Source organism: Marinobacter goseongensis, from assembly GCF_023156235.1.
GTDB classification, from domain to species: domain Bacteria; phylum Pseudomonadota; class Gammaproteobacteria; order Pseudomonadales; family Oleiphilaceae; genus Marinobacter; species Marinobacter goseongensis.
The window spans coordinates 1-20,218 of the sequence record NZ_JAKZAI010000022.1; the positions used below are offsets into that span (position 1 = coordinate 1).

Below are 20,218 nucleotides of genomic sequence, written 5' to 3' on the forward strand. Positions count from 1 at the left end.
ACCCTCTTCGGGGGCCAACGTTGCCCTGGCATAGCCGGACCGCCCCATGGATTCAGCAAAAATGGTGTAGGCCTGCTTGTCTCTCGGGCGAACGATCACATCGTAGGTTTCCGCCACACCAATCCGGAATTCGTCCACATTGACCGGCTGAACGTTGTTGCCATCAGCCTGGACAACCGTCATGTCCAGACCAGGAATCCGGATGTCGAAGTAGGTCATCGCAGAAGAGTTGATGAATCGCAGCCGAATGCGTTCGCCCGGCTCAAAGAGTCCCGTCCAGTTCTGGTCCGGGCCTTTGCCGTTGATCAAGCCCGTAAAGCCATGGATATCCTCAACGTCCGCTTTCATCATCCGCATGCCACCCCAGGCCATACGGTCACTGACGGTGTTCATCAGGCCATTTTTTGACACGTCCGAGAAAAACTCGCCAACGGTTTGCTGCTCGCGATTGTAGTAATCCGGCATCATTTTCAGGTTGCGCATGATGCGGTCACCGGAATGGGGGTGCTTGTCAGTCAGCTGCACCACGTATTCACGATCGTAGCGGAATGGCTCACGGCCCTCGGGCTCGATGACAATGGCACCATAGGCGCCGTCCGGCTCCTGAAAACCAGAGTGGCTGTGGAACCAGTAGGTGCCTGCCTGCTGGATAGGAAACTCATAGGTAAAGGTTTCACCCGGCTTGATGCCCGGGAAACTGATACCAGGCACACCGTCCTGGTTAAAAGGAAGGATCAGGCCGTGCCAGTGAATGGACGTCATCTCATCCAGGTTGTTGGTCACGTTGATCCGGACGTTCTCGCCTTCCTTGAAACGCATTACCGGTCCCGGAGATGCGCCGTTGTATCCAATGCCTTCCTTCACAAAATCGCCGGTATCAATTTTTACCCGGTCGACCGTAAGGTCGTACTCACCGGCCATAACCATGGCTGGCATCAGCAGGCTCAAAAGCCCTGTCAAAAAGCGTGTTTTCATCTGTGTTACTCCAAACTACACGTCATTGAAGCCGGGCCGAGAAACGTGTCTCAGCCCCGCGCTCGCGGACCTCAGTTAAGCGAGTTACTCGAAATTGACCTCACCGTACATCCCGGCCTGATAGTGGCCCGGAACGTTGCAGGCAAATTCGATATTGCCTTTATCAGAAAACTTCCAAATCACTTCTTTGCTTTGGCCGGGTTCCAGCAACACGCTGTTCGGGTCGTCATGCTTCATGGAATGGCCATTCCCCATATCCATATTCATCATGTCGTGGTTCAGCTTGCCGCCCTGGATGACGCCATGCTCAACCATCATCATCATTTCCTCTTGATGAGCTTCGTGCATGTCGGGAGTGCCAACATTGAACTCATGGACGAGGTTTCCCTTGTTCTCCACCACGAAGCGAACGGTTTCACCCGGCTTTACACTGATTTCTTCGGGTTCGTAGTAGTTGTCGTACATCTCGACAGTTATGGTTCGGCTGGCCTCCGACGCTTTGCCAGGTTCACCGCTTGTAGCGCCGTGCCCGTGGCCACCATCATGGGCGCCAGCCGCAAACGCTGTTGCCGACATTGAAAGCGCCATACCCGCTACGAATAGTTTTGATGCATTCATCTTTTTATCCTCTGTAAAATAAAAATCGCGAAAACACTGCTGGATTGAGCCCCAATCTTGAGCAATGTCCAGAATCGGTTGTTACCTTCTCTCACTAACCTGAATTCTTTCTGAAAAACTCGAACTATTTTCCGTTCAGGCTGAATTCAGGTTAATCAGTCACACTTTCGACTGCGGACCATACAGAGAAGGAAAGACTCATGCGTTTACTGCTCGTCGAAGATGACCGCTTGCTTGCTGAGGGTCTGGTCAGGCAGTTGGGAAAAGCAGGTTTCAGCGTTGATACAACTCCCAGTGCCCGAGAAGCCGTCGTTCTGGGTGAGCAAGAGGATTACCGTGCTGTTGTTCTGGACCTGGGTCTACCTGATGGCAACGGGCTGGACGTATTGAGAAAGTGGCGAACGAATCACGTCAGCTGTCCGGTCTTGATTCTGACCGCGAGAGGCGATTGGCAGGATAAGGTTAACGGCTTAAAAGCCGGGGCAGACGATTACCTGGCAAAACCTTTTCAGACAGAAGAGCTAATCGCACGCCTCAACGCACTCGTGCGTCGAAGTGAAGGAAGGGTCCATGCTCAGGTTAAAGCCGGCCGCTTTGAACTGGACGAAAACCGCCAGAGTCTCAAGATGGACGACGGCGTGGAACATACACTTACCGGCACCGAATTCCGGCTGCTACGTTGTTTGATGAGCCGCCCTGGCCACGTCTTTTCCAAAGAACAACTAATGGAACAGCTTTACAACTTGAATGATAGCCCGAGCGAAAACGTCATTGAGGCGTATATTCGGAGGTTAAGGAAGCTAGTGGGCAGCGAAACCATCTCAACACGACGCGGCCAGGGGTACATTTTTAATGCGATTCCTTAAAAAGCCTGCGTCCGTAAAAGGAACCTTGCTTGCGCTGTTACTGCCCGCCGGAATTGGTCTAATGGGGGTAGCGTGGTTGGTCCATGGTTTGCTACTCGACCGAATGTCCCGGGAGTTCGTTGAAAGCCGACTGAAAGATGAAGTCGCTTTCCTTGAACACCAGATTCGCGACGCGAATGGTGAAGTTGACACTCTCCAGACGGGCGATTATTTCCAGGATGTTTTTCATCATGCCTTTGCCATACATACACCCGAACAGACCATCATTTCACCCGATACTTGGGAGCCCTTGTTAACGCCTCTGATTGAAAACGAAGAAGACGGAACCGTTCGCGTAGAAGATGCCGAAACCACTGATACTCCCTTAGACATCCTCGCCTACCGAAAGTCTTTTCAGGTCGGTGAAACACCCATCGTCGTAATCGTTTCTGAAGATCTGGGTGCGCTGAAACGCAGCCAAGCTGCACTTCATGCCTGGACCGCCGTAGTATCAGTTCTGTTGATTATGCTCTTGGTCGCCGTGCTCTGGTTCGGTATCACGATGTCCATGCGACCGGTTGTCACACTCAAAGCCGCATTAAAAAGACTCCAGGACGGAGAGATCTCCCGAATCAACGTTCAGTCGCCAGAGGAGTTCCACCCGCTGGTTCTTCAACTAAATCAGTTGCTGGACTCCTTAGATCAGCGACTGGAGCGCTCCAGGGACGCTCTCGCAAACCTGTCTCATAGCGTCAAAACCCCCATCGCAGCCGTCCGGCAGATACTGGAAGACGACACACGTCCCCTCGACACTACTCTTAGGCACCAGATGGTGGAGCGACTAAGCGATATCGATAGGCAATTAGAGGCTGAAATGCGTCGAAGCCGTTTTGCAGGGCCCCAGATTGGGAAAAGCGCCTACCCCATAAAACAGGCACGGGATCTTTTGTGGATGCTCGGTCGTTTATATCCGGAAAAGTCGTTTGAACTATCGAGTTCTCTGCCTGAAGACAGCCGATGGCCGATAGAAGAACATGATCTTAATGAAGTATTGGGCAACTTACTGGACAATGCTGGCAAATGGTCTTCGAGATGCGTAGAGCTCTCTGTGGAACAAGGCAGCGGCTTCAAGCGAATAGTTGTTGCTGATGATGGCCCAGGGGTTAATCACAAGGATTTAGCCAGTTTGGGCCAAAGGGGTCTGCGGCTAGATGAGCAAACACCTGGGCACGGTCTCGGCCTTGCTATCGTTCGAGATATAGTGACTCGCTATGAAGGTAAAATCAGCTTTTCGACTAAGTCCTGTAGCGGTTTACGCGTTTCTATCGAATTATTAAGATAAACTCGAATGTTCGCTTTTGTTTATTAACGAACCTTTGGCAAGTCATCCCAACAGGTCGTATACGCCGGCGACAAATGCCCCCTGCGCATCGCATAAGCCGCAGGCCCTGCCTCTCTGGCCATGTAGACCGTAGCCCTGGATTTCCGGTTGATGGCATCCATCACCGCCATCAGGCGTTCCGATCTACCATTGTCTGGCACTTGCTCTGGGGCGGCCTGGAAGAGATCTTCTTGAAGCCCCGCTTCTTCCACTAACTCCCCCAACATAACGCCGGCCTTAGCGTAATCAAATCCTTCCCGGTACATCGGTCGAAGCAGGTTCAGAGCCTGCTGCACAATAACCCGGGAGTCCTGGCTGGGCTGGATGAGCTTCACGCTGGCACTGCGTGAATACTGCGGTGCCGTCGCCTTGAACGGATTGGTTCGGATGAACACCATCAGCTCTCCCGCATACTGCTGGCCTCCCCGCAGCTTCTCGGTCGCGCGGGTCGCAAAGTGCGCTACGGCTTCTTCCAGGTCGCTCAGTTTCTGAAGGGGCTGACCAAAAGATCGGGAGCACATGATTTGCTTCTTGGGCGGTGGCGCATCGTCCCACGGAACACAGGGCACGCCGTTGAGCTCCCGGGCGGTGCGTTCTAACACCACAGAGAACTGTTTTCTGAGCGTTGCCGGATGGGTATCCGCTAACTGTAATGCCGTGACAATGCCCATAGCCTGAAGTCTGACACTGAGTTTTCGCCCGACACCCCAAACGTCCTCAACCGGTACCTGAGCCATCAACCGCCGTTGCCGAGCGGGGTCTGTCAGATCCACCACGCCTCCGGTCGCCGGGTATTTCTTGGCGGCATGGTTGGCGAGTTTTGCCAGTGTTCGCGTGGGGGCAATACCCACACAGACGGGCAAGCCGACGTTTTGATGCACGGTGTCTTTGACCGCTCGGCCAAAGTCCTCGAAGGACACTACCCGGTCAATACCGGTGAGATCCAGAAAGGCCTCATCAATAGAATAGACATCCACTCGTGGGGCCAGGCCTTCGAGTGTTGTCATAACCCGCCGGCTCATGTCGCCATAGAGGGTGTAGTTGGACGAGAACACCTGGATACCGTACCGACGAATTTCCGATTTGATGTGATGGACCGGCACGCCCATCGTTATCCCCAGTGCCTTGGACTCTTTCGAGCGGGCGACCACGCAGCCGTCGTTGTTGGATAGCACGACCACAGGCGTATTGCGCAGATCCGGACGGAACAGCTTCTCGCATGAGGCGTAAAAATTATTGCAGTCCACCAGCGCGAATACGGACTGAACTCGGCCAACCGATGCCACCTCTACCCTCCCCGCTTGAGCGAACGGATCACGTTAGTGACCACCCCGAATACTTCCATCACCATGTCACCCTCAACCACAATGGGCTGGAAAGCAGCATTTCGCGGCAGGAGACGCACTGGTGGCGGAGTGATGTGTAATTGCTTCACCGTCATCTCGCTTTCCAAGCTGGCGATGATTGTGTCGCCGTGCCTGGCTCTCAGTGACCGGTCCACCACAAGAACATCGCCGGGGTAAATTCCCGCATCGATCATGGACTCACCCTGAACCCTAACGAAAAACGTGGCAGCAGGATGCTGAATACACAGCTCGTTCAGATCGATGGTTTTCTCGACGTAGTCTTCCGCCGGCGATGGGAAGCCAGCAGAGACCCGTTCCAGAAACATCGGGATGTTCAGGCGTGAGATAGATTCGTAGTCACCTAGCAGAATGCAGGGCATGCTTTACACCGAATACTGTTTGAATATACAGTATTTTGGCGAGACAATATCAACAGGTCAACCCATCATTGGGCACAATGCCCTATACTTGGACTAATGCAGCTGCCAGGAAGGCGGGAGGAGTCTGTATGAAAAGCGTGGTACTGATGTTTGTTGGTGGCTTGGTGGGAGGCCTCATCGGGCCCGTGTCGGCGTTGGCCGGTGGAGTGATCGGTTATCTGGTTGGTCAACCCCTGATGCACCCGGCTGCCGCGAAACCGAATGAAAAACCGTCAGCTTGCCGTTAAACCCAGCACCCACTGGCGTTAATCATTCACATGCTTGCGAATCAGTTTCGACGCTTCTTCCATGTGCTCAAACCGGTGGCTGCCGCCTTCAAAGCTATAGACCAGGAAATAACCCCCAAGCGCTCTGACGGTATCGTTCCAGGGAAGCAGTTCATCCCCCTGATCTAGCAACACGAGCCCGCTGCCATAGTGGGTGAAGGGATAGTAGCTAGAAACCACTTCAGCCGTCAGTTTATAGGCCTGCCCCTGATGATCCACACCCTGCCCTATCCAGGACCTGAGAGTGTGAGCCGGATCCGTCACCGGATTGATGGCGACAAACGGAATGCCGGTTTCGGCTCCCAGAATACCCGCCAGCCATCCCCCCATTGAGGTACCAACCAGAAGATCCGGGTTCACTTGCATCAGCTTGTCCAGGCTATCTTCAATGACGTCTTCCGAGACCTGAGTGTAATCGATGTCGTGACCATACACGGGGCCAAGTCTTGCGAGCGTTTTCAGTTTGTCACTGTTGATATCGAAGCGGCTGGCGAAGCCGTGGAGGTAGTAGGTTTTCAGCATAGCCTTTGCCCTGGACGCTATATTTTTCCTGACCTTAGCACCGTTGGTGGGTAAATGCCTGCGTCCTATTCGAAGCGCTGTCCTTACGCCCCGAAGTACAAAGAAAAGGGGTGTGGCCACACAGTGCTCACACCCCTCACTGTACTTTTCATCCGCCTCATCCATGAGCTTCGATCGATGGGCGCCAATACACGTTGTTTCCGAGTCGTCCAAAACCCATTGGCTGGCGCTTTCGGTAGGCCTTCCGCTGGTTATCAGCCATGGCACTCTGGGCATCGGCGTCACGAACATAGCGGGCGAGCGTCATGGCAGGGCTGACACCATAGCGTGCGCCGGGCGAGGCACAGGTCCAAATGTGCCTGAGTGCAAGAGCCGCATCGGGGTCTCTCTTGTCGAGATAAGCCAGACCGTAGGCACAGGCCTCCAGAGTCAAGTCGGCGTGGTCACATAACCTCGCGGTTGCTGTTGGTTTCCCCCACTTGTCGTAGGTGTAGGTCTTGCCGATGTCGTGCAACAATCCCGCAACGAAACCAAGTTCCTGAAGTTCCCGAGGCATTTCGGGTTCATTGGTCTCCGTCATAACCAGCACGTTCTTCGCAACGTCCAGGGAATGAGCCAACAGCCCGCCGGGCTCGTTATGATGATAATTTCTGCTCGCAGGAGCGTTTAGAAAAACTTCCAGCCTGTCACGGCGCTCCAATACTCGCTTAATAAACATCTGTAATGACGCTGACCGCAAAGACCGAACCGCAGCAACTAACTGATCCAGTGCCTCCGGCTTTGGGCAGAACGTCCGTGGCAACGTTTGCAGTACTGGTAAGCCAGCAACGTCTGCCTGCAAAGGGCGGCGGATATCGATAAGCAGAATCTCACTTTCCTCCGCACCGACGCACACCTGACCTTTGACCGCGACCAAATCCATGTAACCCAGATGTTCTGGAATCTCAGTAGAGCCAATTACCGCCAGTGCCACGATGTCGCTATTACAGCTGCTAAGACGCAACTTTAGGTATGGAATGCCGTCATCGTCGAAGCAGGCTACGCGGCCAGTCAGGCGGTAGGTGCCTTTGAAGGTCTTTTCCATTAACGGGCGCAGATCATTCAGTTTCATTTCCCATCTCCTGGTCGTTTTCGATCACCCGGCTCTGAATCAGGCGCTCAAAGGCGCTGCCATCCATACGAGTCAGGTTCGGGATATATCGGGAATACACTTTGAACAGCATCTCCGTGGACGAATGGCCCAGTGTGCGGGCAACCCATTCCGGGTTTTCGCCAGAGGCCAGCAGCAAGGTGGCTGCGGTGTGCCGGGTTTGGTAAGGGCGACGCTTTTTGAGCTTTAACAACTCTAGCAATGGGTACCAAACCCGCTTGGTGACGTTGTTGTGGTCCAGCGATTCACCAAGTCGATTGCAAAACACAAACTTACTGAGTTTCCCAGTTGCCTCATACTGCTCTTTAAGTGCGTCGTACACTGGGCCAAACATGGGGATCTCGCGCTGCGAGCCGTCGGTTTTTGTGTACTCGGCCTGGCCGTGAACCAACGTTTCACGAACCAGAATTTCGCGTTTCTCGAAATCCACGTACTCCCACTTCAAACCATCCACCTCACCGGTTCGCATACCGGTGTAGAAGCGAACCAAATAATAGATCCGATAGTCCTCGCGGACGTGCTTGAGGATCTTGTCGACTTCATCCATCGAGAAAGGCTCAATGTGAACCTTCTGAAGCTTCAGTGGCTTGATGTTGCGATAAGGGTTGTCGAACTCATAGCGTTCCGCCGCTTCCGTCAGAATCATCCGCAAAATGGTCATGTGGCTATTGATGGTCTTGGGTGCCATCAAACCACTAGTCCCCCTGCCCTTCCGCCGAGCCAACTTGTTGCGGGCTGCCAGAATATCCGCCTTGGTGATCTCTCCTACTCGCTTGTTCTTGAACGCTGGTTTGAGCGAGCTTTCAAGAATTGAGGTCACATTGCGGACGTGGGAGCTGCGCCATTGAATTTTGCTTTCGCCAAACCATTGGTCAGCGAAGTCTGGGAAACGTGGGGTAGTAGACTCCGACTGCTCGAAACCATCGCCGCGCTTATTGGAAAGAACCCCTGCCTCTTCAAGCTTTTTGAGATTCTTGCTCCCCGGAAAGAACTCTGCATAATCAAAATCCCCGACTAACATTTTGGCTTCCATTCGCTGGATCAATGTTTCGAGTTGTTTACGATTACGTACAGTGTCGCTTAGCAAAGTTTGTTCTCTGCAGCGTATTTCTTGGTACCGAAAATCAATAAAGAGCTTCTTTGTATCGGCTCGTGCACGTACCTTAGCCATGACAAACACCTCCGCTTGCCATCGGGATGGCCAGGTTGTTCTGAGCCATGCTGAGCATGTCCTCCTCGATGATCTCCCAGATGTAGAGGATTTTTCGGCCGCCAAATGGACGGATATAATGTTTACCCTCCAACAGGACGCTGTCTTTCAGACACTGACGGATGGTCCGGGGGTCATACTTGATACGCTCTGATAGCTCTTCAGTTGTCAGGTATGTGTTGTTCATGAGAACATCTCCTTTCGCCAATCAATGATCAGTTGATAACTTTTGTTATCACTTGATCATCAATATACGCCCTATCGCGATAATTGCAAGTGGCGTTTGATACCTTTTTTTATCAAAAGAGCAGAGAGATGATCCGTTTCCATTTGAAGGAATTGATAGCAGATAAGGAATTTGCCGAGAAACGAAGAATCACTATTGGTGAAATTGCTAAGGACACCGGCATCAACAGGATGACACTGTCGAAAATCATCAATCATCCCGGCCACAGCACAGTGACGGACAACATTGATAAGCTATGCACTTATTTCGACTGTTCGGTTGAGCAATTAATCACGCACATCAAGGAAGTCTCGGACGAGTCGGAAGGATCTGAAGGCGAAAAGTGACTCTCTTTCTTGGCATGCGGGCAGAAGCTAATGCCCCGTGCCCCAGAAGACTTACGGTCAACAACGAAGAGGGGCCAAAATATCCAAATCGGAAATTGGCACGCATAGGGCACGATGAGGGCACGGAGAAAATTTCAGGATCAGAAAGCAAAAAAGGCAGACCAGTAAGTTACTGATCTGCCTTTCTTCTATATGGTAGCGGGGGCAGGATTCGAACCTACGACCTTCGGGTTATGAGCCCGACGAGCTACCAGACTGCTCCACCCCGCATCAAACTGGTTGTTTACCGGGGAGGCCCCCGATCAACGTGCGCGTATGTTAAGGATTGGCCTGGGTTTTGTCAATTGATATTTTCAAACAGGTCGGCGGGATAATGCATCGTTTCTTCCGCCCGCTCCCGATAGAACCCCACGGAATCAATCGCTTCCTGAACCGGCCGGAAGGAACGGCGATGGTGCACGGTGGCGCCGTGGCAATTCAGTGCTTCCAGATGCACCGGCGTGGGGTAGCCTTTGTGTTGGGCCAGGCCGTATTCCGGAAACTGCGCATCGAGCTCGGCCATTTCCCGATCCCGAACCACTTTGGCGATGATCGATGCGGCGCTGATCGCCTCGACACGGCTGTCCCCCTTGATGACCGGCTCGGACGGCCAGTGCCACTTCGGACAGCGGTTGCCATCCACCAGCACATATTCCGGCTGCACCGGTAAACCAGCGACCGCACGCTCCATGGCCACCATGGTAGCCTGATAGATGTTGAGGCGATCAATCTCGCCTGCTTCCGCCCGCCCGATGCACCAGGCGGTGGCGTTTTCGATAATCTGCTCGTAGAGTGCCTCACGGCGTTTTTCCGTGAGCTTCTTGGAGTCGGCCAGGCCGGCAATGGGTCGCCGGGGATCCAGGATCACCGCGGCGGTGACGACGGCACCGATCAACGGGCCGCGACCGACCTCATCCACGCCGGCCAGCAAGGTGCCATCATAGCGGCAGTGAAAAGGCGGCAGCGGTGGTTTGCTCATGAGGCGCGCCTTTGCTCGACCAGAGCGGAAATGGCATCGGCGGCGCGCTCATCGGCGTTCTGCCGTAACTGGTGGTGCAGTTTGGTGAATTCGGCTTTCAGGTGCGCCCGTTCCTCAGTGTTCTCCAGGCGCTCCAGTACCGCGGCACCGAGGGTCTCGGGGGTGGCGTCGTCCTGCAGCAACTCCGGCACCAGCGGTTTGCCGGCCAGCAGATTCGGCAGCGCCACGTGGGGCACTTTCACCAGCCGGGACACCAGGGCGTAACTGAAGTTACTCAGGCGATACCCCACCACCATGGGCTTTTTCAGCAACATGGCTTCCAGGGTGGCGGTGCCCGAAGCCAGCAGCACCACATCGGCGGCGGCCATCACCTCGCGGGAACGGCCCCGCACGATGGTCACCGGCAACGCCACGTCCAGGGACTGCACCAGCCCCCGCACCTGTTTTTCCCGATCCCGGTTCACACAGGGAATCACCAGTTGGAGATCCGGGCGGGAAGACTGGATTTCCAGTGCGGCGGAGAGAAACAGGCTGCCCAACCGCTCCACTTCCCCACCCCGACTGCCCGGCAGGATGGCCAGCACCGGCTGGTCCTCGTTCAGGCCCAGATCACGGCGTGCGCCGCGGGTATCCGGCTCCATGGGTATGCGGTCTGCCAGAGGATGACCCACAAAGGTGACCGGCACGTCGTGTTCCTCGTAGAATCGCGCCTCGAAGGGAAACAGGGTCAGCATCAGATTGACGGATTTGGCGATCTTGAAGATACGCTTCTGGCGCCAGGCCCAAACTGACGGGCTGACGTAATGCGCGGTGGGAATGCCGGCGTCACGGCAGCGCCGCTCAACCCCGAGGGTGAAATCCGGCGAATCGATGCCGATAACCACATCCGGCGGCGTGGTCAGGAAGTACTCCATCAGCCGGCCGCGGATGCTGAACAGCTCGCGGATGCGGCCCAGCACTTCCACCAGCCCCATCACCGACAATCGCTCCATGGGCACCAGCGAGTGAAAACCCGCGGCTTCCATTTCCTCGCCACCGATGCCGACGAAACGCGCCCGCGGATAGCGGGCGCGAAGCGAGCGAATCAGGCCGGCGCCGAGTATGTCACCCGATGCCTCGCCTGCCACAATACCGAACGTTATGGGTCGGTCACTGATGACCGAAGGGTTGGAACTGTCCATCACCGCTCCGGCCCGGTCAGCGGATGATGCCGCGGTGTGCACCACGAAGGGATTCGATCAGCGGACGAACTTCGACCACGTCCGGATAGGCTTTTTCCAGTTCCTCGACAGCCTGCTCGGTTGTCAGGCCCTGACGATAGATGGTCTTGTAGGCGCGACGCAGGGTCAGCAGCACCTCTTTGCTGAAGCCACGGCGGCGAAGGCCTTCCACGTTCATACCATGAGGCGCCGCCGACTGGCCGCTGGCCATCACGTACGCCGGGATATCCTTGAGAACGATACTGCCGCCGGCTGCCATGCTGTGAGGGCCAATGTGACAGAACTGGTGCACCATGGTGCCGCCACCGAGAATGGCGTGATCACCTACAGACACATGCCCGGCCAGGGTCGCGCAGTTGGCCAGTATGGTGTTGTCTCCCACGGTGCAGTCGTGGGCCACATGGACGTAGGCCATCAACAGGTTGCCGCTGCCGATCCGGGTCTCGCCCCGATCCTGTACGGTGCCCCGGTGGATGGTGCAGTTCTCACGGATGACGTTGTCATCACCGATGAACAGCGTGGTCGGCTCACCTGCGTATTTCTTGTCCTGGCACTCTTCACCAATGCTGCAGAACTGGAAGATGCGGTTGTTGCGGCCGATGCGGGTCGGCCCTTTTACGACCACATGGGACAGGATTTCAGTGCCCTCTCCGATTTCCACATCCGGACCGACATAGCTCCACGGCCCAACGGTGACGTTATCCGCCAGTTTGGCTGATGGGTCTACAATCGCTTGAGGATGGACACCCGACCAGTCATTTGTCGCCATCAAACTTCTCTCTCAGCGGTCAATATGTCGGCCACACAGACGACTTCCCCATCGACCAGTGCCCGGCACTCGAATTTCCAGATTCCGCGCTTGCCGGAGATGAAAGTCGATTCCATGCAGAGTCGATCTCCCGGCACCACGGGGCGCTTGAAGCGCACCTTACTGGACCCAGCCAGATATTGTATCACGCCGTCTGAGGGTTTCCGTTCAACGGTCACAAAACCCAGGATGCCGGAAAGCTGCGCCATCGCTTCTATGATCAGCACTCCGGGCATGATGGGCTTGTTGGGAAAATGGCCCGTAAAGAATGGCTCGTTAAAGGAAATGTTCTTAAATCCCTTGATCGATTTGCCTTTCTCGACTTCCGTCACCCGATCCACCAGCAGGAACGGGTATCGATGGGGCAAAAATTCCAGTATCTCTTCAATGTACATCATCTTTAAACGGCCTCAGCCTTCGGATTTCTTTTCCAGTTCTTTCAGCTTCCGTGCCATGGCATCCAGCTGACGAAAACGAACTGCGTTCTTGCGCCATTGACGGTTCGTGTCTGCGCTGGTGCCCGATGAGTACACGCCGGGTTCGCGTATATCGCCCGTCACCAGTGTCATGCCGGTCAAGTGGACCTGATCGGCAATCTCGAGATGCCCGGCCACGCCCGAGGCGCCACCAAACACACAATGCTTTCCAATACGGGTACTGCCGGCGATACCCACCATCGCGGCCATGGCACTGTGATCGCCAATGCTTACGTTGTGGGCGATCTGGATCAGGTTATCCAGCTTGACGCCATCGCCGATGACGGTGTCATCCAGCGCGCCCCGGTCGATGGTGGTGTTGGCACCCACTTCCACATCATCACCCAGGATCACCCTGCCTATCTGCGCAATCCGGTGCCATACGCCCCGCTCATTGGCAAAGCCGAAGCCGTCCGAGCCGATCACGGCACCGCTGAGGATATGACAACGCTGCCCTACGACCGTGTCGTGCGCCAGAGTGACCCGGGGGCGCAGAACCGTCTGATTGCCGATGCGGCTGCGGGCGCCCACAATGGAACCGGCGCCAATCACAACGTCGTCACCGATGTCGGCCTCGGCCTCGATCACCGCCTGGGGACCAATGGAGGCCGAGTCTGAAATGCGGGCAGTAGGATCAACCACCGCGCTCGGATGAACGCCGGCTGACGGGCGTGGCGAGGGGTCGAACCAATGGCTGAGGCGAGCATAGCCGAGGTAGGGATTGTCCAGTAACAGGACGTTGGTCGGAGATTCGTTTGCCACCGAGGGGGACAGGATCACGGCTGATGCTTGCGTGTCCTTGAGGTACTTGCCGTACGTTGCGTTGGCCAGAAATGCAATCTGACCCGGCACCGCCGCCTGCAGCGTAGCAATTCCACGGATCGGTGTTTCCGGGTCGCCCTTGAGCTCCGCACCGAGTTCGGCGGCAATGTCGCCCAGCCGATAACAACGTTCTGTCATCACGTACTCCAGAAGTCAGGGCCGGCGGTGTAACCGATGCCAGCCCATGCCAGGCTCGTTCAGCGGTTAAGCTTGTTCAGCAGCTCATCGGTCAGATTCATTTCCGGCTTCACGTAAACCACGGCTTCGCTCGGGAGAATCATGTCCAGATCGTGCTCTTCCAGCAGTTCCTTGACGGCAGCATCTACATCGGGCCGGGCATCTTCCAGGAACGCCTGCTTGCGGTTGGCAACGGTGGTGTCGAGGCGCTGTTTGAGGAAGTTGAACTCTTTCACTTTCTCCTGGAATTGCCCGGTGAGCTCGTTGCGCTCGGACTCATTCATCATCGCGCCGTCTTTCTCGAGCCGGTCCTTCAATTTCCGCGCTTCCTCCTGGGCCTCGCGCACCTGAGCCTCATCATCGGCAAAATCCCGCTGCAGGCTTTCGCTGAACGTTTTTGCCTCGTTGGAGGAAAACAGCGCCTGACGAAGATCAACAACGCCAATACGGGTTTCGGCCATCGCCGGGAAAGAAAGGGTCAGCGCCAGCATGGCAGCCATCGTTGCAAAGCGGAACATGCTATTTCTCCTATGATTCATTCTTTTTTTGTTTATCGTCCGTTGATCAGAACGTCTGTCCCAGCGAGAACTGGAAGATCTGGGTATCGTCGCCACTCTTGTCGTTCAGTGGCTGCGCCAGACTGAAGGCCAGCGGGCCCACGGCGGTAATCCACTGGAAACCGACACCGGCAGAAAGCCGGAGTTCGTCGGCGGCCGGGTCAAAGTCCCGGTCCGAATCGAATACCTGACCGGCATCCACGAAGAACGCGGTGCGCATGGAACGGGTATCGCCGGCGAACGGCGTCGGGAAGATCAGCTCCAAACTGCCCTCGGTCAACAGATTGCCCCCGAACGGATCCGGATCTGACAGATCGTTCGGGCTGTTGGTTGCCCGCGGACCCAGAGAGTTTGCCTCGTATCCCCGCACAGAGCCATAGCCCCCGGCGTAGAAATGTTCATAAAACGGCATGATGTCACGATCGCCGTAGCCGTCACCGTAACCGACCTCGGTACGTGCACGCACCACCCAGGTCTGATTGTCGTTCAATGGCTGGTAGAAGTCCGTCCTGTGGCTCAGCTTGTAGAAGGTGAGATCACTGCCGGGTACCGCAACGTCTGCAGACAGCGAGTGACTGTAACCGTCACTGGGCAACACGCCCCGGTTCAGCGTGCTACGACGCCAGGAGCCGAAGAGGAAGTAATTGTTGAAATCATTGCCTTCCTCGGCGATGAAATCACGGACTTCCTGAGCGGAAAATACGCCTTCCTGAATTTTTGACAGGGTGTAGCCCACGCCGAAGTTGAGGCGGGTAATGTTGTCTGTCGGATAGCCAAAGGTGACGCGGCCGCCATACTCGTCCAGCAGATAGGATGAGATATCCTGCTCTTCGAAGTCGGTTTCCCGCGCAAACACGCTAAAGCCCCGGCTGACACCGTCGACAGTGTAATACGGGTCGGAATAGGAGAAGTTGGCGCTCTTGATGGAATCACTGACGTTGACGCCGAATGAGACCCGCTTGCCGCTGCCGAAGAAGTTGTTCTCGGACACATTGGCACCGAGGATAACCCCGGACGCCTGGGAGAAACCGACCGAGGCAGACAGGCTGCCGGTGGGCTGCTCGACCACAGAGTAGTTGACATCAACCATGTCGTCGGTACCCGGCACCGGGACCGTATCCACATCCACGGTCTGGAAGAAGCCAAGCCGCTCCAATCGGGTCTTGGAGAACTCGATGCGATCCGTGGAGGCTACGCCACCCTCCATCTGGGTCATCTCCTGGCGCATCACCTCGTCACGCGTGGAGACATTGCCGCTGAAATTGACACGCCGCACATAGGCCCGCTTACCCGGCTCCACAAAAAAGGTCACCGCAGCGGTGTTGTCATCGCCAGGTTCTGGTACCGCATTAACGTTGGCAAACGCGTAACCCTCCCGACCCAGCCGGCGAGACAGCCGCTCGGATACCGCCGTGGCAGTGGAACGAGAGAACACATCGCCCTCCTCGATCGGTATCAGGTCCCGCAGCTCGTCTTCATCAACAATCAGTTCGCCACGCAACCGGACCTCAGATACGGTGTATTGAGGCCCCTCATTGAGTGCAATGGCAATAAACACTTGCTTCTTGTCGGGAGAAATCGACACCTGACTGGATTCCACGTTGAAATCCAGGTAGCCACGGTCCAGGTAGAACGAACGCAGGGATTCGAGATCACCACTGAGTCGCTCGCGGGCGTACTTGTCAGCATTGGTAATGGAGCTCCACCAGGTGCTGGTGCGCAACTCGAACAGGTCCAGCAGCTCCTCGTCGTTAAAATCCTCGTTGCCGATGACGTTGATGTGCTGGATGGCGGCAACGTCGCCCTCGTTGATGTCCAGTTTGATCGCCACCCGGTTGCGGGGAAGCTCATCAGCGGTGGCCTTGACGCGCGCATTGTAGCGGCCCTGGCTGATGTAGGAACGCAGAATCTCGAGCTCGAGACGCTCAAGCGTCGCCCTGCGGAACACCTGACCCTCTTCAAGACCGGCACTGGACAGCGCATCCAGCAGCATATCGGATTCAATATTCTTGTTACCTTCGATATCGATCGAGGTAATGGACGGCCGCTCCTGAACATTCAATATCAGCACACCGCCATCGCGGCTGGCTTGAATGTCAGTGAACAGACCGGTGCGGAACAGATCCTTGATGGCTCCGGCCAGCTCGACCTCATCGACAGGCTCGCCAATATTGACTGGAAAGGCAGAGAATACCGTACCCGCGGAAACCCGCTGTAATCCCTCAACCTCGATATCGGAAACCGTGAATTCGTCAGCATACGCTGAACTCATGCCGGTGCCGGCCAATGCCAACCCGATAGCTACACCTAGAAGAGAACGTCTCATTCAGTCATTTCGCCTGTTAATGCGCGTAAGGAGCCCGCAATTCTCACAACCGCATCAGGTCGTTGTAAAGAGCAAACACCATTAATGTGAGAATCAATGCCATACCAATTCGTAATCCAAGCGCCTGAACCTGCTCGGAAAGCGGCTTCCGGCGAATCGCCTCGATGGTGTAATAAACGATGTGTCCACCGTCCAATACCGGAACCGGCAGCAGGTTCAGCACACCCAGACTCACACTCAGGTAAGCCAGAAAGCGGATAAAGTCTTCAAACCCGGAGCTGACACTCGCCTCGGCCACCCTCGCAATGGTGATCGGGCCACTGAGATTGGTCGGGGACAACAGCCCGGTCACCATTTTCTTGATCGCCACCAGCGTCAGGCGGGTATCTGCCCAGGTCTCACTCACGGCGTTGGGTATCGCGGCCAGCGGGCCGTATTGAACGTCCCGGAGCACTTCGTCCGGCCAGGACACCTGGGCCACGCCGGCACCCACGAAACCGATGTTCTGGCCGGCGTCCGAGGTTCGGGATTCCGGTGTGACCGACACGTTGATGATTTCACCACCCCGCTCCAGCGAGATGTCCAGCGTCTGCTCCGGCGAGTTACGGATCACCTCCACCAGCTCGAACCAGTTCGCCACGGGCTCGCCGCCAACGGCAATTATCCGATCGTCCGGCTGCAGGCCTGCAGCTTCCGCGCGGCCACCACCGGCGATCTCACCGAGCACGGCCGGAATATCCGGGCGCCAGGGCTGCACACCGAACTCACCCAGCGGATCGGGATTATCGTCCCGCAGGCGCCATCCATCCAGGGTCGTGCTCAATTTGTCCCGCCGACCCTCGTCACTGACAGCGACCACCACGTTACTGTGTTCGCCCGCCCTTTCCAACAGCCGCATATTGATATCACGCCACGACGTGACCCGATGCCCATCCACTTCATGGATTTCCATGCCCTCGGCCAGACCCATGCGCTCGGCAATGCTGTCCGGCGTCACATCGCCGACGATGGGCGCAACCGTGGTGAAACCCACCACGCTCAGCAACCAGTACGCGAAAATGGCAAACAGGAAGTTGGCAACAGGGCCGGCGGCGGCGATCGCAATCCGGCGGGAAGGCGGTTTGGAGTTGAAGGCCTGATCCCTGAGCTCGTCAGGCACCGGCCCCTCACGCTCATCCAGCATTTTGACATAGCCACCCAACGGAATGGCGGCGATCGCAAACTCAGTGCCGTGGCGGTCATACCAGGAAAACAGAGGCTTACCGAAGCCCACGGAAAAACGCAGCACCTTTACACCGCAACGACGGGCCACCCAGAAATGACCGTACTCGTGGAGGGTCACCAGGATACCCAGGGTCAGAGCCAGCGCCAATATGGTTTGTACTATGTGCATAGTGCTCTCGGTGTTATTTTCAGGTCAGGCCATCTACCAAACGAATGGCGCCGGGGATACATCAGACAGCCAGCCGCTCTATCTGTTCCCGCGCAAACCGGCGAGCCTCGGCGTCCTTGGCAAAGATGATCTCAAAGCTGCTGCCAGCTACCACCTCGGTCGCGGCCAGTGTGCGCTCTATGATAACGGGGATATCGGTGAAACCAAGGTCGCCCGCGAGAAAAGCCGCCACCGCCTCTTCGTTGGCGGCATTCAGCACCGCGGGCGCCGTTCCACCAGCGTGGAAAGCTTCCGCTGCAAGCCGCAGACACGGAAAACGGTGAAGGTCCGGCCGCTCGAAATGGAAGCGGCCAATGGCAAACAGATCCAGCGGAGCCACACCGGCATCAATCCGCTCCGGCCAGGCCAGGCCATTGGCGATGGGGGTTCGCATGTCAGGGCTGCCCAGCTGCGCCAGCACAGAACCGTCAGCGTACTCCACCATGGAGTGGATGATGCTTTCAGGGTGAACGTGCACCTCGATCCGCGACGGATCAGTATTGAACAGCCAGCACGCCTCAATCAGCTCCAGCCCCTTGTTCATCAGCGTGGCGGAATCCACCGAAATTTTCTGGCCCATGGCCCAGTTCGGATGCGCACACGCCTGGGCTGGAGAGACCGTTTTGAGGTCCTCATTGGAGTGGCTGCGAAAAGGCCCACCGGAGGCCGTCAGCAGAATTCGGGTAATGCCCGCGCCCCGTGGATCACGCACACGGTCTGCCGGCATGCACTGGAAAATGGCATTGTGCTCACTGTCGATGGGCAGCAGTTCGGCACCGGACGCGGTCACGGCGTCCATAAACAGTTGGCCGGACATCACCAATGCTTCCTTATTGGCCAGCAGAACCCGCTTGCCGGCGCGCACAGCAGCCAGTGTCGGCGGCAATCCGGCTGCGCCGACAATCGCGGCCATCACCGTATCGACGCTTTCTGCCGCCGCCACCTCACACAACCCCACCTCGCCCTGAAGCACGGTGATTTCCGGTAGATCTGACAAACGCTGAGCAAGAGTCTCGGCGGCGTCCGCATCGGCCATCACCGCACGCTGTGGACGGAATTCCCGACACAACTCAGCCATTTCCTCTACCCGGATATTGGCTGCCAGTCCATACACGCGGAAACGGTCCGGATGCCGGCGGATCACGTCCAGGGTGTTGAGACCAATCGACCCGGTCGCCCCGAGGATGGTGACATGGCGCATGACGATGCTCACCACTGCCCCGTCGTCAGCCAGCCCAGCTGGGTGATAATCAGCGCGAACACCGGGATGGCAGCGGTCAGGCTGTCAATGCGGTCCATGATACCGCCATGTCCGGGCAGCAACTGGCTGCTGTCCTTAATGCCACGGAAGCGCTTGAGCATGCTTTCAAGGAGGTCGCCGAGTACCGACACGAAGCCGGTAACCAGGCTGGCAATTACCAGCAACAGAGTCTGTTCAAGGGGCGCAGAGGCCGCCTGACTGACCACCACCGCGAACACGGCCACGGCGGCGAGACCGCCCCAGACTCCGGCCCAGGACTTGCCCGGACTGACCCGAGGCGCCAGCTTGGCTTTGCCGAACGCCCTGCCGGCAAAGTAAGCGCCGATATCCGCCACCCACACGACACAGAACACGTAAAGAATCACCAGAAGATTGTTGGCAACGTCACCGAACTGCAGCGAACCTGTGCGCAAATGGTTGAGACCCACCCAGGCTGGCACCAACACCAGTAAGCCCATCAAAGCTCTCACCGGCACGCCGCCCCAGCGATCCGAACCGGCCGGGTAGCGCCTGACCATCAGGAAGCAGACCAGCCACCAACCGAGGGCTAGCCACAGCACCGCCACCGCTGGCACATTCAACAGGCCGAACATGACGGCAGCAACAACCGCCGCATAACCCACGCGACTGCCCTGCAACGTCAGTCCGGACATGTTCGCCCACTCCCAGGCACCAATGGTGATGATGGCGCCGGTAAACAGCGCAAAGCCGAGCGGGGGCAGGAAAAAGATGCCGCCGATGGCAATAGGGGCAAGAATAAGCGCGGTAATAATTCTGGTTTTTAGCACAATAGAG

21 protein-coding genes and 1 tRNA gene are annotated in these 20,218 nt (G+C 56.5%); 3 read left to right on the forward strand and 19 right to left on the reverse strand.

Annotated features, from left to right (window positions below):
* The coding region (locus tag MLC70_RS15775; RefSeq protein WP_248185321.1) for a multicopper oxidase domain-containing protein at window positions 1-975 on the reverse strand (975 nt) is incomplete at its 3' end.
* An 84-nt stretch (window positions 976-1,059) separates the two neighbouring features.
* A complete protein-coding gene (locus MLC70_RS15780) occupies window positions 1,060-1,593 on the reverse strand; it encodes a cupredoxin domain-containing protein (protein WP_248185322.1) in 534 nt (177 codons plus the stop codon).
* Between the two features lie 200 nt (window positions 1,594-1,793).
* On the opposite strand from MLC70_RS15780, the gene MLC70_RS15785 reads away from it, so the two are divergent.
* Both MLC70_RS15785 and MLC70_RS15790 read left to right on the forward strand, forming a co-directional pair.
* The gene (locus MLC70_RS15785; RefSeq protein WP_022990681.1) at window positions 1,794-2,459 is read left to right on the forward strand and encodes a response regulator transcription factor; all 666 of its coding nucleotides are present in this window, start codon (window positions 1,794-1,796) and stop codon (window positions 2,457-2,459) included.
* Entirely contained in the window at window positions 2,446-3,780 is a 1,335-nt protein-coding gene (locus MLC70_RS15790) for an ATP-binding protein (protein WP_064226805.1), read from the forward strand. The genes MLC70_RS15785 and MLC70_RS15790 overlap by 14 nt, the downstream gene beginning before the upstream one ends.
* 23 nt (window positions 3,781-3,803) lie before the next feature.
* Here MLC70_RS15790 and umuC read toward each other — a convergent pair whose 3' ends face one another.
* From umuC to MLC70_RS15820, 6 genes are all read right to left on the reverse strand, one after another.
* Window positions 3,804-5,105, reverse strand: coding sequence for a translesion error-prone DNA polymerase V subunit UmuC (umuC, locus tag MLC70_RS15795; RefSeq protein ID WP_248185323.1), 1,302 nt, complete (start codon window positions 5,103-5,105; stop codon window positions 3,804-3,806).
* 2 nt (window positions 5,106-5,107) lie between these two features.
* Window positions 5,108-5,545: a LexA family protein gene (locus tag MLC70_RS15800; protein ID WP_248185324.1), complete on the reverse strand. Its 438-nt coding sequence runs from the start codon at window positions 5,543-5,545 to the stop codon at window positions 5,108-5,110.
* 305 nt (window positions 5,546-5,850) lie between these two features.
* The gene (locus MLC70_RS15805) at window positions 5,851-6,393 is read right to left on the reverse strand and encodes a YqiA/YcfP family alpha/beta fold hydrolase (protein WP_248185325.1); all 543 of its coding nucleotides are present in this window, start codon (window positions 6,391-6,393) and stop codon (window positions 5,851-5,853) included.
* Window positions 6,394-6,550: 157 nt separating this feature from the next.
* Window positions 6,551-7,504 carry a TraI domain-containing protein gene (locus tag MLC70_RS15810; RefSeq protein ID WP_248185326.1) on the reverse strand — a complete coding sequence of 318 codons (954 nt, stop codon included), beginning with the start codon at window positions 7,502-7,504 and terminating at the stop codon, window positions 6,551-6,553.
* Window positions 7,491-8,714 (reverse strand): tyrosine-type recombinase/integrase, encoded by a 1,224-nt coding sequence (locus MLC70_RS15815; RefSeq protein WP_248185327.1) that lies wholly within the window; start codon window positions 8,712-8,714, stop codon window positions 7,491-7,493. Before MLC70_RS15815 ends, MLC70_RS15810 begins: the two co-directional genes overlap by 14 nt.
* On the reverse strand, window positions 8,707-8,940 hold the full coding sequence (locus MLC70_RS15820; RefSeq protein ID WP_008170356.1) for a hypothetical protein: 234 nt from the start codon (window positions 8,938-8,940) through the stop codon (window positions 8,707-8,709). The genes MLC70_RS15815 and MLC70_RS15820 overlap by 8 nt, the downstream gene beginning before the upstream one ends.
* 128 nt (window positions 8,941-9,068) lie before the next feature.
* On the opposite strand from MLC70_RS15820, the gene MLC70_RS15825 reads away from it, so the two are divergent.
* Window positions 9,069-9,326, forward strand: coding sequence for a helix-turn-helix domain-containing protein (locus tag MLC70_RS15825; protein ID WP_008170359.1), 258 nt, complete (start codon window positions 9,069-9,071; stop codon window positions 9,324-9,326).
* A gap of 193 nt (window positions 9,327-9,519) precedes the next feature.
* On the opposite strand, the gene MLC70_RS15830 is transcribed toward MLC70_RS15825, so the two are convergent.
* The 11 genes from MLC70_RS15830 to MLC70_RS15880 form a co-directional block, all read right to left on the reverse strand.
* Window positions 9,520-9,596: transfer RNA gene (locus MLC70_RS15830), tRNA-Met, on the reverse strand.
* A 70-nt stretch (window positions 9,597-9,666) separates the two neighbouring features.
* Window positions 9,667-10,344 carry a ribonuclease HII gene (gene rnhB, locus MLC70_RS15835; protein ID WP_248185328.1) on the reverse strand — a complete coding sequence of 226 codons (678 nt, stop codon included), beginning with the start codon at window positions 10,342-10,344 and terminating at the stop codon, window positions 9,667-9,669.
* Window positions 10,341-11,525, reverse strand: coding sequence for a lipid-A-disaccharide synthase (gene lpxB / locus MLC70_RS15840; protein ID WP_248185329.1), 1,185 nt, complete (start codon window positions 11,523-11,525; stop codon window positions 10,341-10,343). Before lpxB ends, rnhB begins: the two co-directional genes overlap by 4 nt.
* A gap of 16 nt (window positions 11,526-11,541) precedes the next feature.
* The gene (gene lpxA, locus MLC70_RS15845) at window positions 11,542-12,333 is read right to left on the reverse strand and encodes an acyl-ACP--UDP-N-acetylglucosamine O-acyltransferase (RefSeq protein ID WP_248185330.1); all 792 of its coding nucleotides are present in this window, start codon (window positions 12,331-12,333) and stop codon (window positions 11,542-11,544) included.
* Window positions 12,333-12,770: a 3-hydroxyacyl-ACP dehydratase FabZ gene (fabZ, locus tag MLC70_RS15850; RefSeq protein WP_248185331.1), complete on the reverse strand. Its 438-nt coding sequence runs from the start codon at window positions 12,768-12,770 to the stop codon at window positions 12,333-12,335. The genes lpxA and fabZ overlap by 1 nt, the downstream gene beginning before the upstream one ends.
* 12 nt (window positions 12,771-12,782) lie before the next feature.
* Window positions 12,783-13,808 carry a UDP-3-O-(3-hydroxymyristoyl)glucosamine N-acyltransferase gene (gene lpxD / locus MLC70_RS15855; protein WP_248185332.1) on the reverse strand — a complete coding sequence of 342 codons (1,026 nt, stop codon included), beginning with the start codon at window positions 13,806-13,808 and terminating at the stop codon, window positions 12,783-12,785.
* A gap of 59 nt (window positions 13,809-13,867) precedes the next feature.
* Window positions 13,868-14,365, reverse strand: coding sequence for an OmpH/Skp family outer membrane protein (locus MLC70_RS15860; protein ID WP_248185333.1), 498 nt, complete (start codon window positions 14,363-14,365; stop codon window positions 13,868-13,870).
* Between the two features lie 46 nt (window positions 14,366-14,411).
* A complete protein-coding gene (gene bamA, locus MLC70_RS15865) occupies window positions 14,412-16,730 on the reverse strand; it encodes an outer membrane protein assembly factor BamA (protein WP_248185334.1) in 2,319 nt (772 codons plus the stop codon).
* A 43-nt stretch (window positions 16,731-16,773) separates the two neighbouring features.
* Entirely contained in the window at window positions 16,774-18,123 is a 1,350-nt protein-coding gene (gene rseP, locus MLC70_RS15870; protein WP_248185335.1) for an RIP metalloprotease RseP, read from the reverse strand.
* A 61-nt stretch (window positions 18,124-18,184) separates the two neighbouring features.
* The gene (gene ispC, locus MLC70_RS15875) at window positions 18,185-19,363 is read right to left on the reverse strand and encodes a 1-deoxy-D-xylulose-5-phosphate reductoisomerase (protein ID WP_282448504.1); all 1,179 of its coding nucleotides are present in this window, start codon (window positions 19,361-19,363) and stop codon (window positions 18,185-18,187) included.
* A gap of 8 nt (window positions 19,364-19,371) precedes the next feature.
* Entirely contained in the window at window positions 19,372-20,211 is an 840-nt protein-coding gene (locus tag MLC70_RS15880) for a phosphatidate cytidylyltransferase (RefSeq protein WP_248185337.1), read from the reverse strand.
* Window positions 20,212-20,218: the final 7 nt, after the last annotated feature.

Coding starts and splice junctions, on each gene's coding strand:
- MLC70_RS15825 (WP_008170359.1), top strand. CDS start 9,069: ATGATCCGTTTCCATTTGAAGGAATTGATAGCAGATAAGGAATTTGCC.
- MLC70_RS15810 (WP_248185326.1), bottom strand. CDS start 7,504: ATGAAACTGAATGATCTGCGCCCGTTAATGGAAAAGACCTTCAAAGGC.
- MLC70_RS15800 (WP_248185324.1), bottom strand. CDS start 5,545: ATGCCCTGCATTCTGCTAGGTGACTACGAATCTATCTCACGCCTGAAC.
- MLC70_RS15815 (WP_248185327.1), bottom strand. CDS start 8,714: ATGGCTAAGGTACGTGCACGAGCCGATACAAAGAAGCTCTTTATTGAT.
- MLC70_RS15820 (WP_008170356.1), bottom strand. CDS start 8,940: ATGAACAACACATACCTGACAACTGAAGAGCTATCAGAGCGTATCAAG.
- rnhB (WP_248185328.1), bottom strand. CDS start 10,344: ATGAGCAAACCACCGCTGCCGCCTTTTCACTGCCGCTATGATGGCACC.
- MLC70_RS15805 (WP_248185325.1), bottom strand. CDS start 6,393: ATGCTGAAAACCTACTACCTCCACGGCTTCGCCAGCCGCTTCGATATC.
- fabZ (WP_248185331.1), bottom strand. CDS start 12,770: ATGATGTACATTGAAGAGATACTGGAATTTTTGCCCCATCGATACCCG.
- MLC70_RS15780 (WP_248185322.1), bottom strand. CDS start 1,593: ATGAATGCATCAAAACTATTCGTAGCGGGTATGGCGCTTTCAATGTCG.
- lpxA (WP_248185330.1), bottom strand. CDS start 12,333: ATGGCGACAAATGACTGGTCGGGTGTCCATCCTCAAGCGATTGTAGAC.
- bamA (WP_248185334.1), bottom strand. CDS start 16,730: ATGAGACGTTCTCTTCTAGGTGTAGCTATCGGGTTGGCATTGGCCGGC.
- lpxB (WP_248185329.1), bottom strand. CDS start 11,525: ATGGACAGTTCCAACCCTTCGGTCATCAGTGACCGACCCATAACGTTC.
- rseP (WP_248185335.1), bottom strand. CDS start 18,123: ATGCACATAGTACAAACCATATTGGCGCTGGCTCTGACCCTGGGTATC.
- ispC (WP_282448504.1), bottom strand. CDS start 19,363: ATGCGCCATGTCACCATCCTCGGGGCGACCGGGTCGATTGGTCTCAAC.
- MLC70_RS15785 (WP_022990681.1), top strand. CDS start 1,794: ATGCGTTTACTGCTCGTCGAAGATGACCGCTTGCTTGCTGAGGGTCTG.
- lpxD (WP_248185332.1), bottom strand. CDS start 13,808: ATGACAGAACGTTGTTATCGGCTGGGCGACATTGCCGCCGAACTCGGT.
- MLC70_RS15790 (WP_064226805.1), top strand. CDS start 2,446: ATGCGATTCCTTAAAAAGCCTGCGTCCGTAAAAGGAACCTTGCTTGCG.
- MLC70_RS15860 (WP_248185333.1), bottom strand. CDS start 14,365: ATGTTCCGCTTTGCAACGATGGCTGCCATGCTGGCGCTGACCCTTTCT.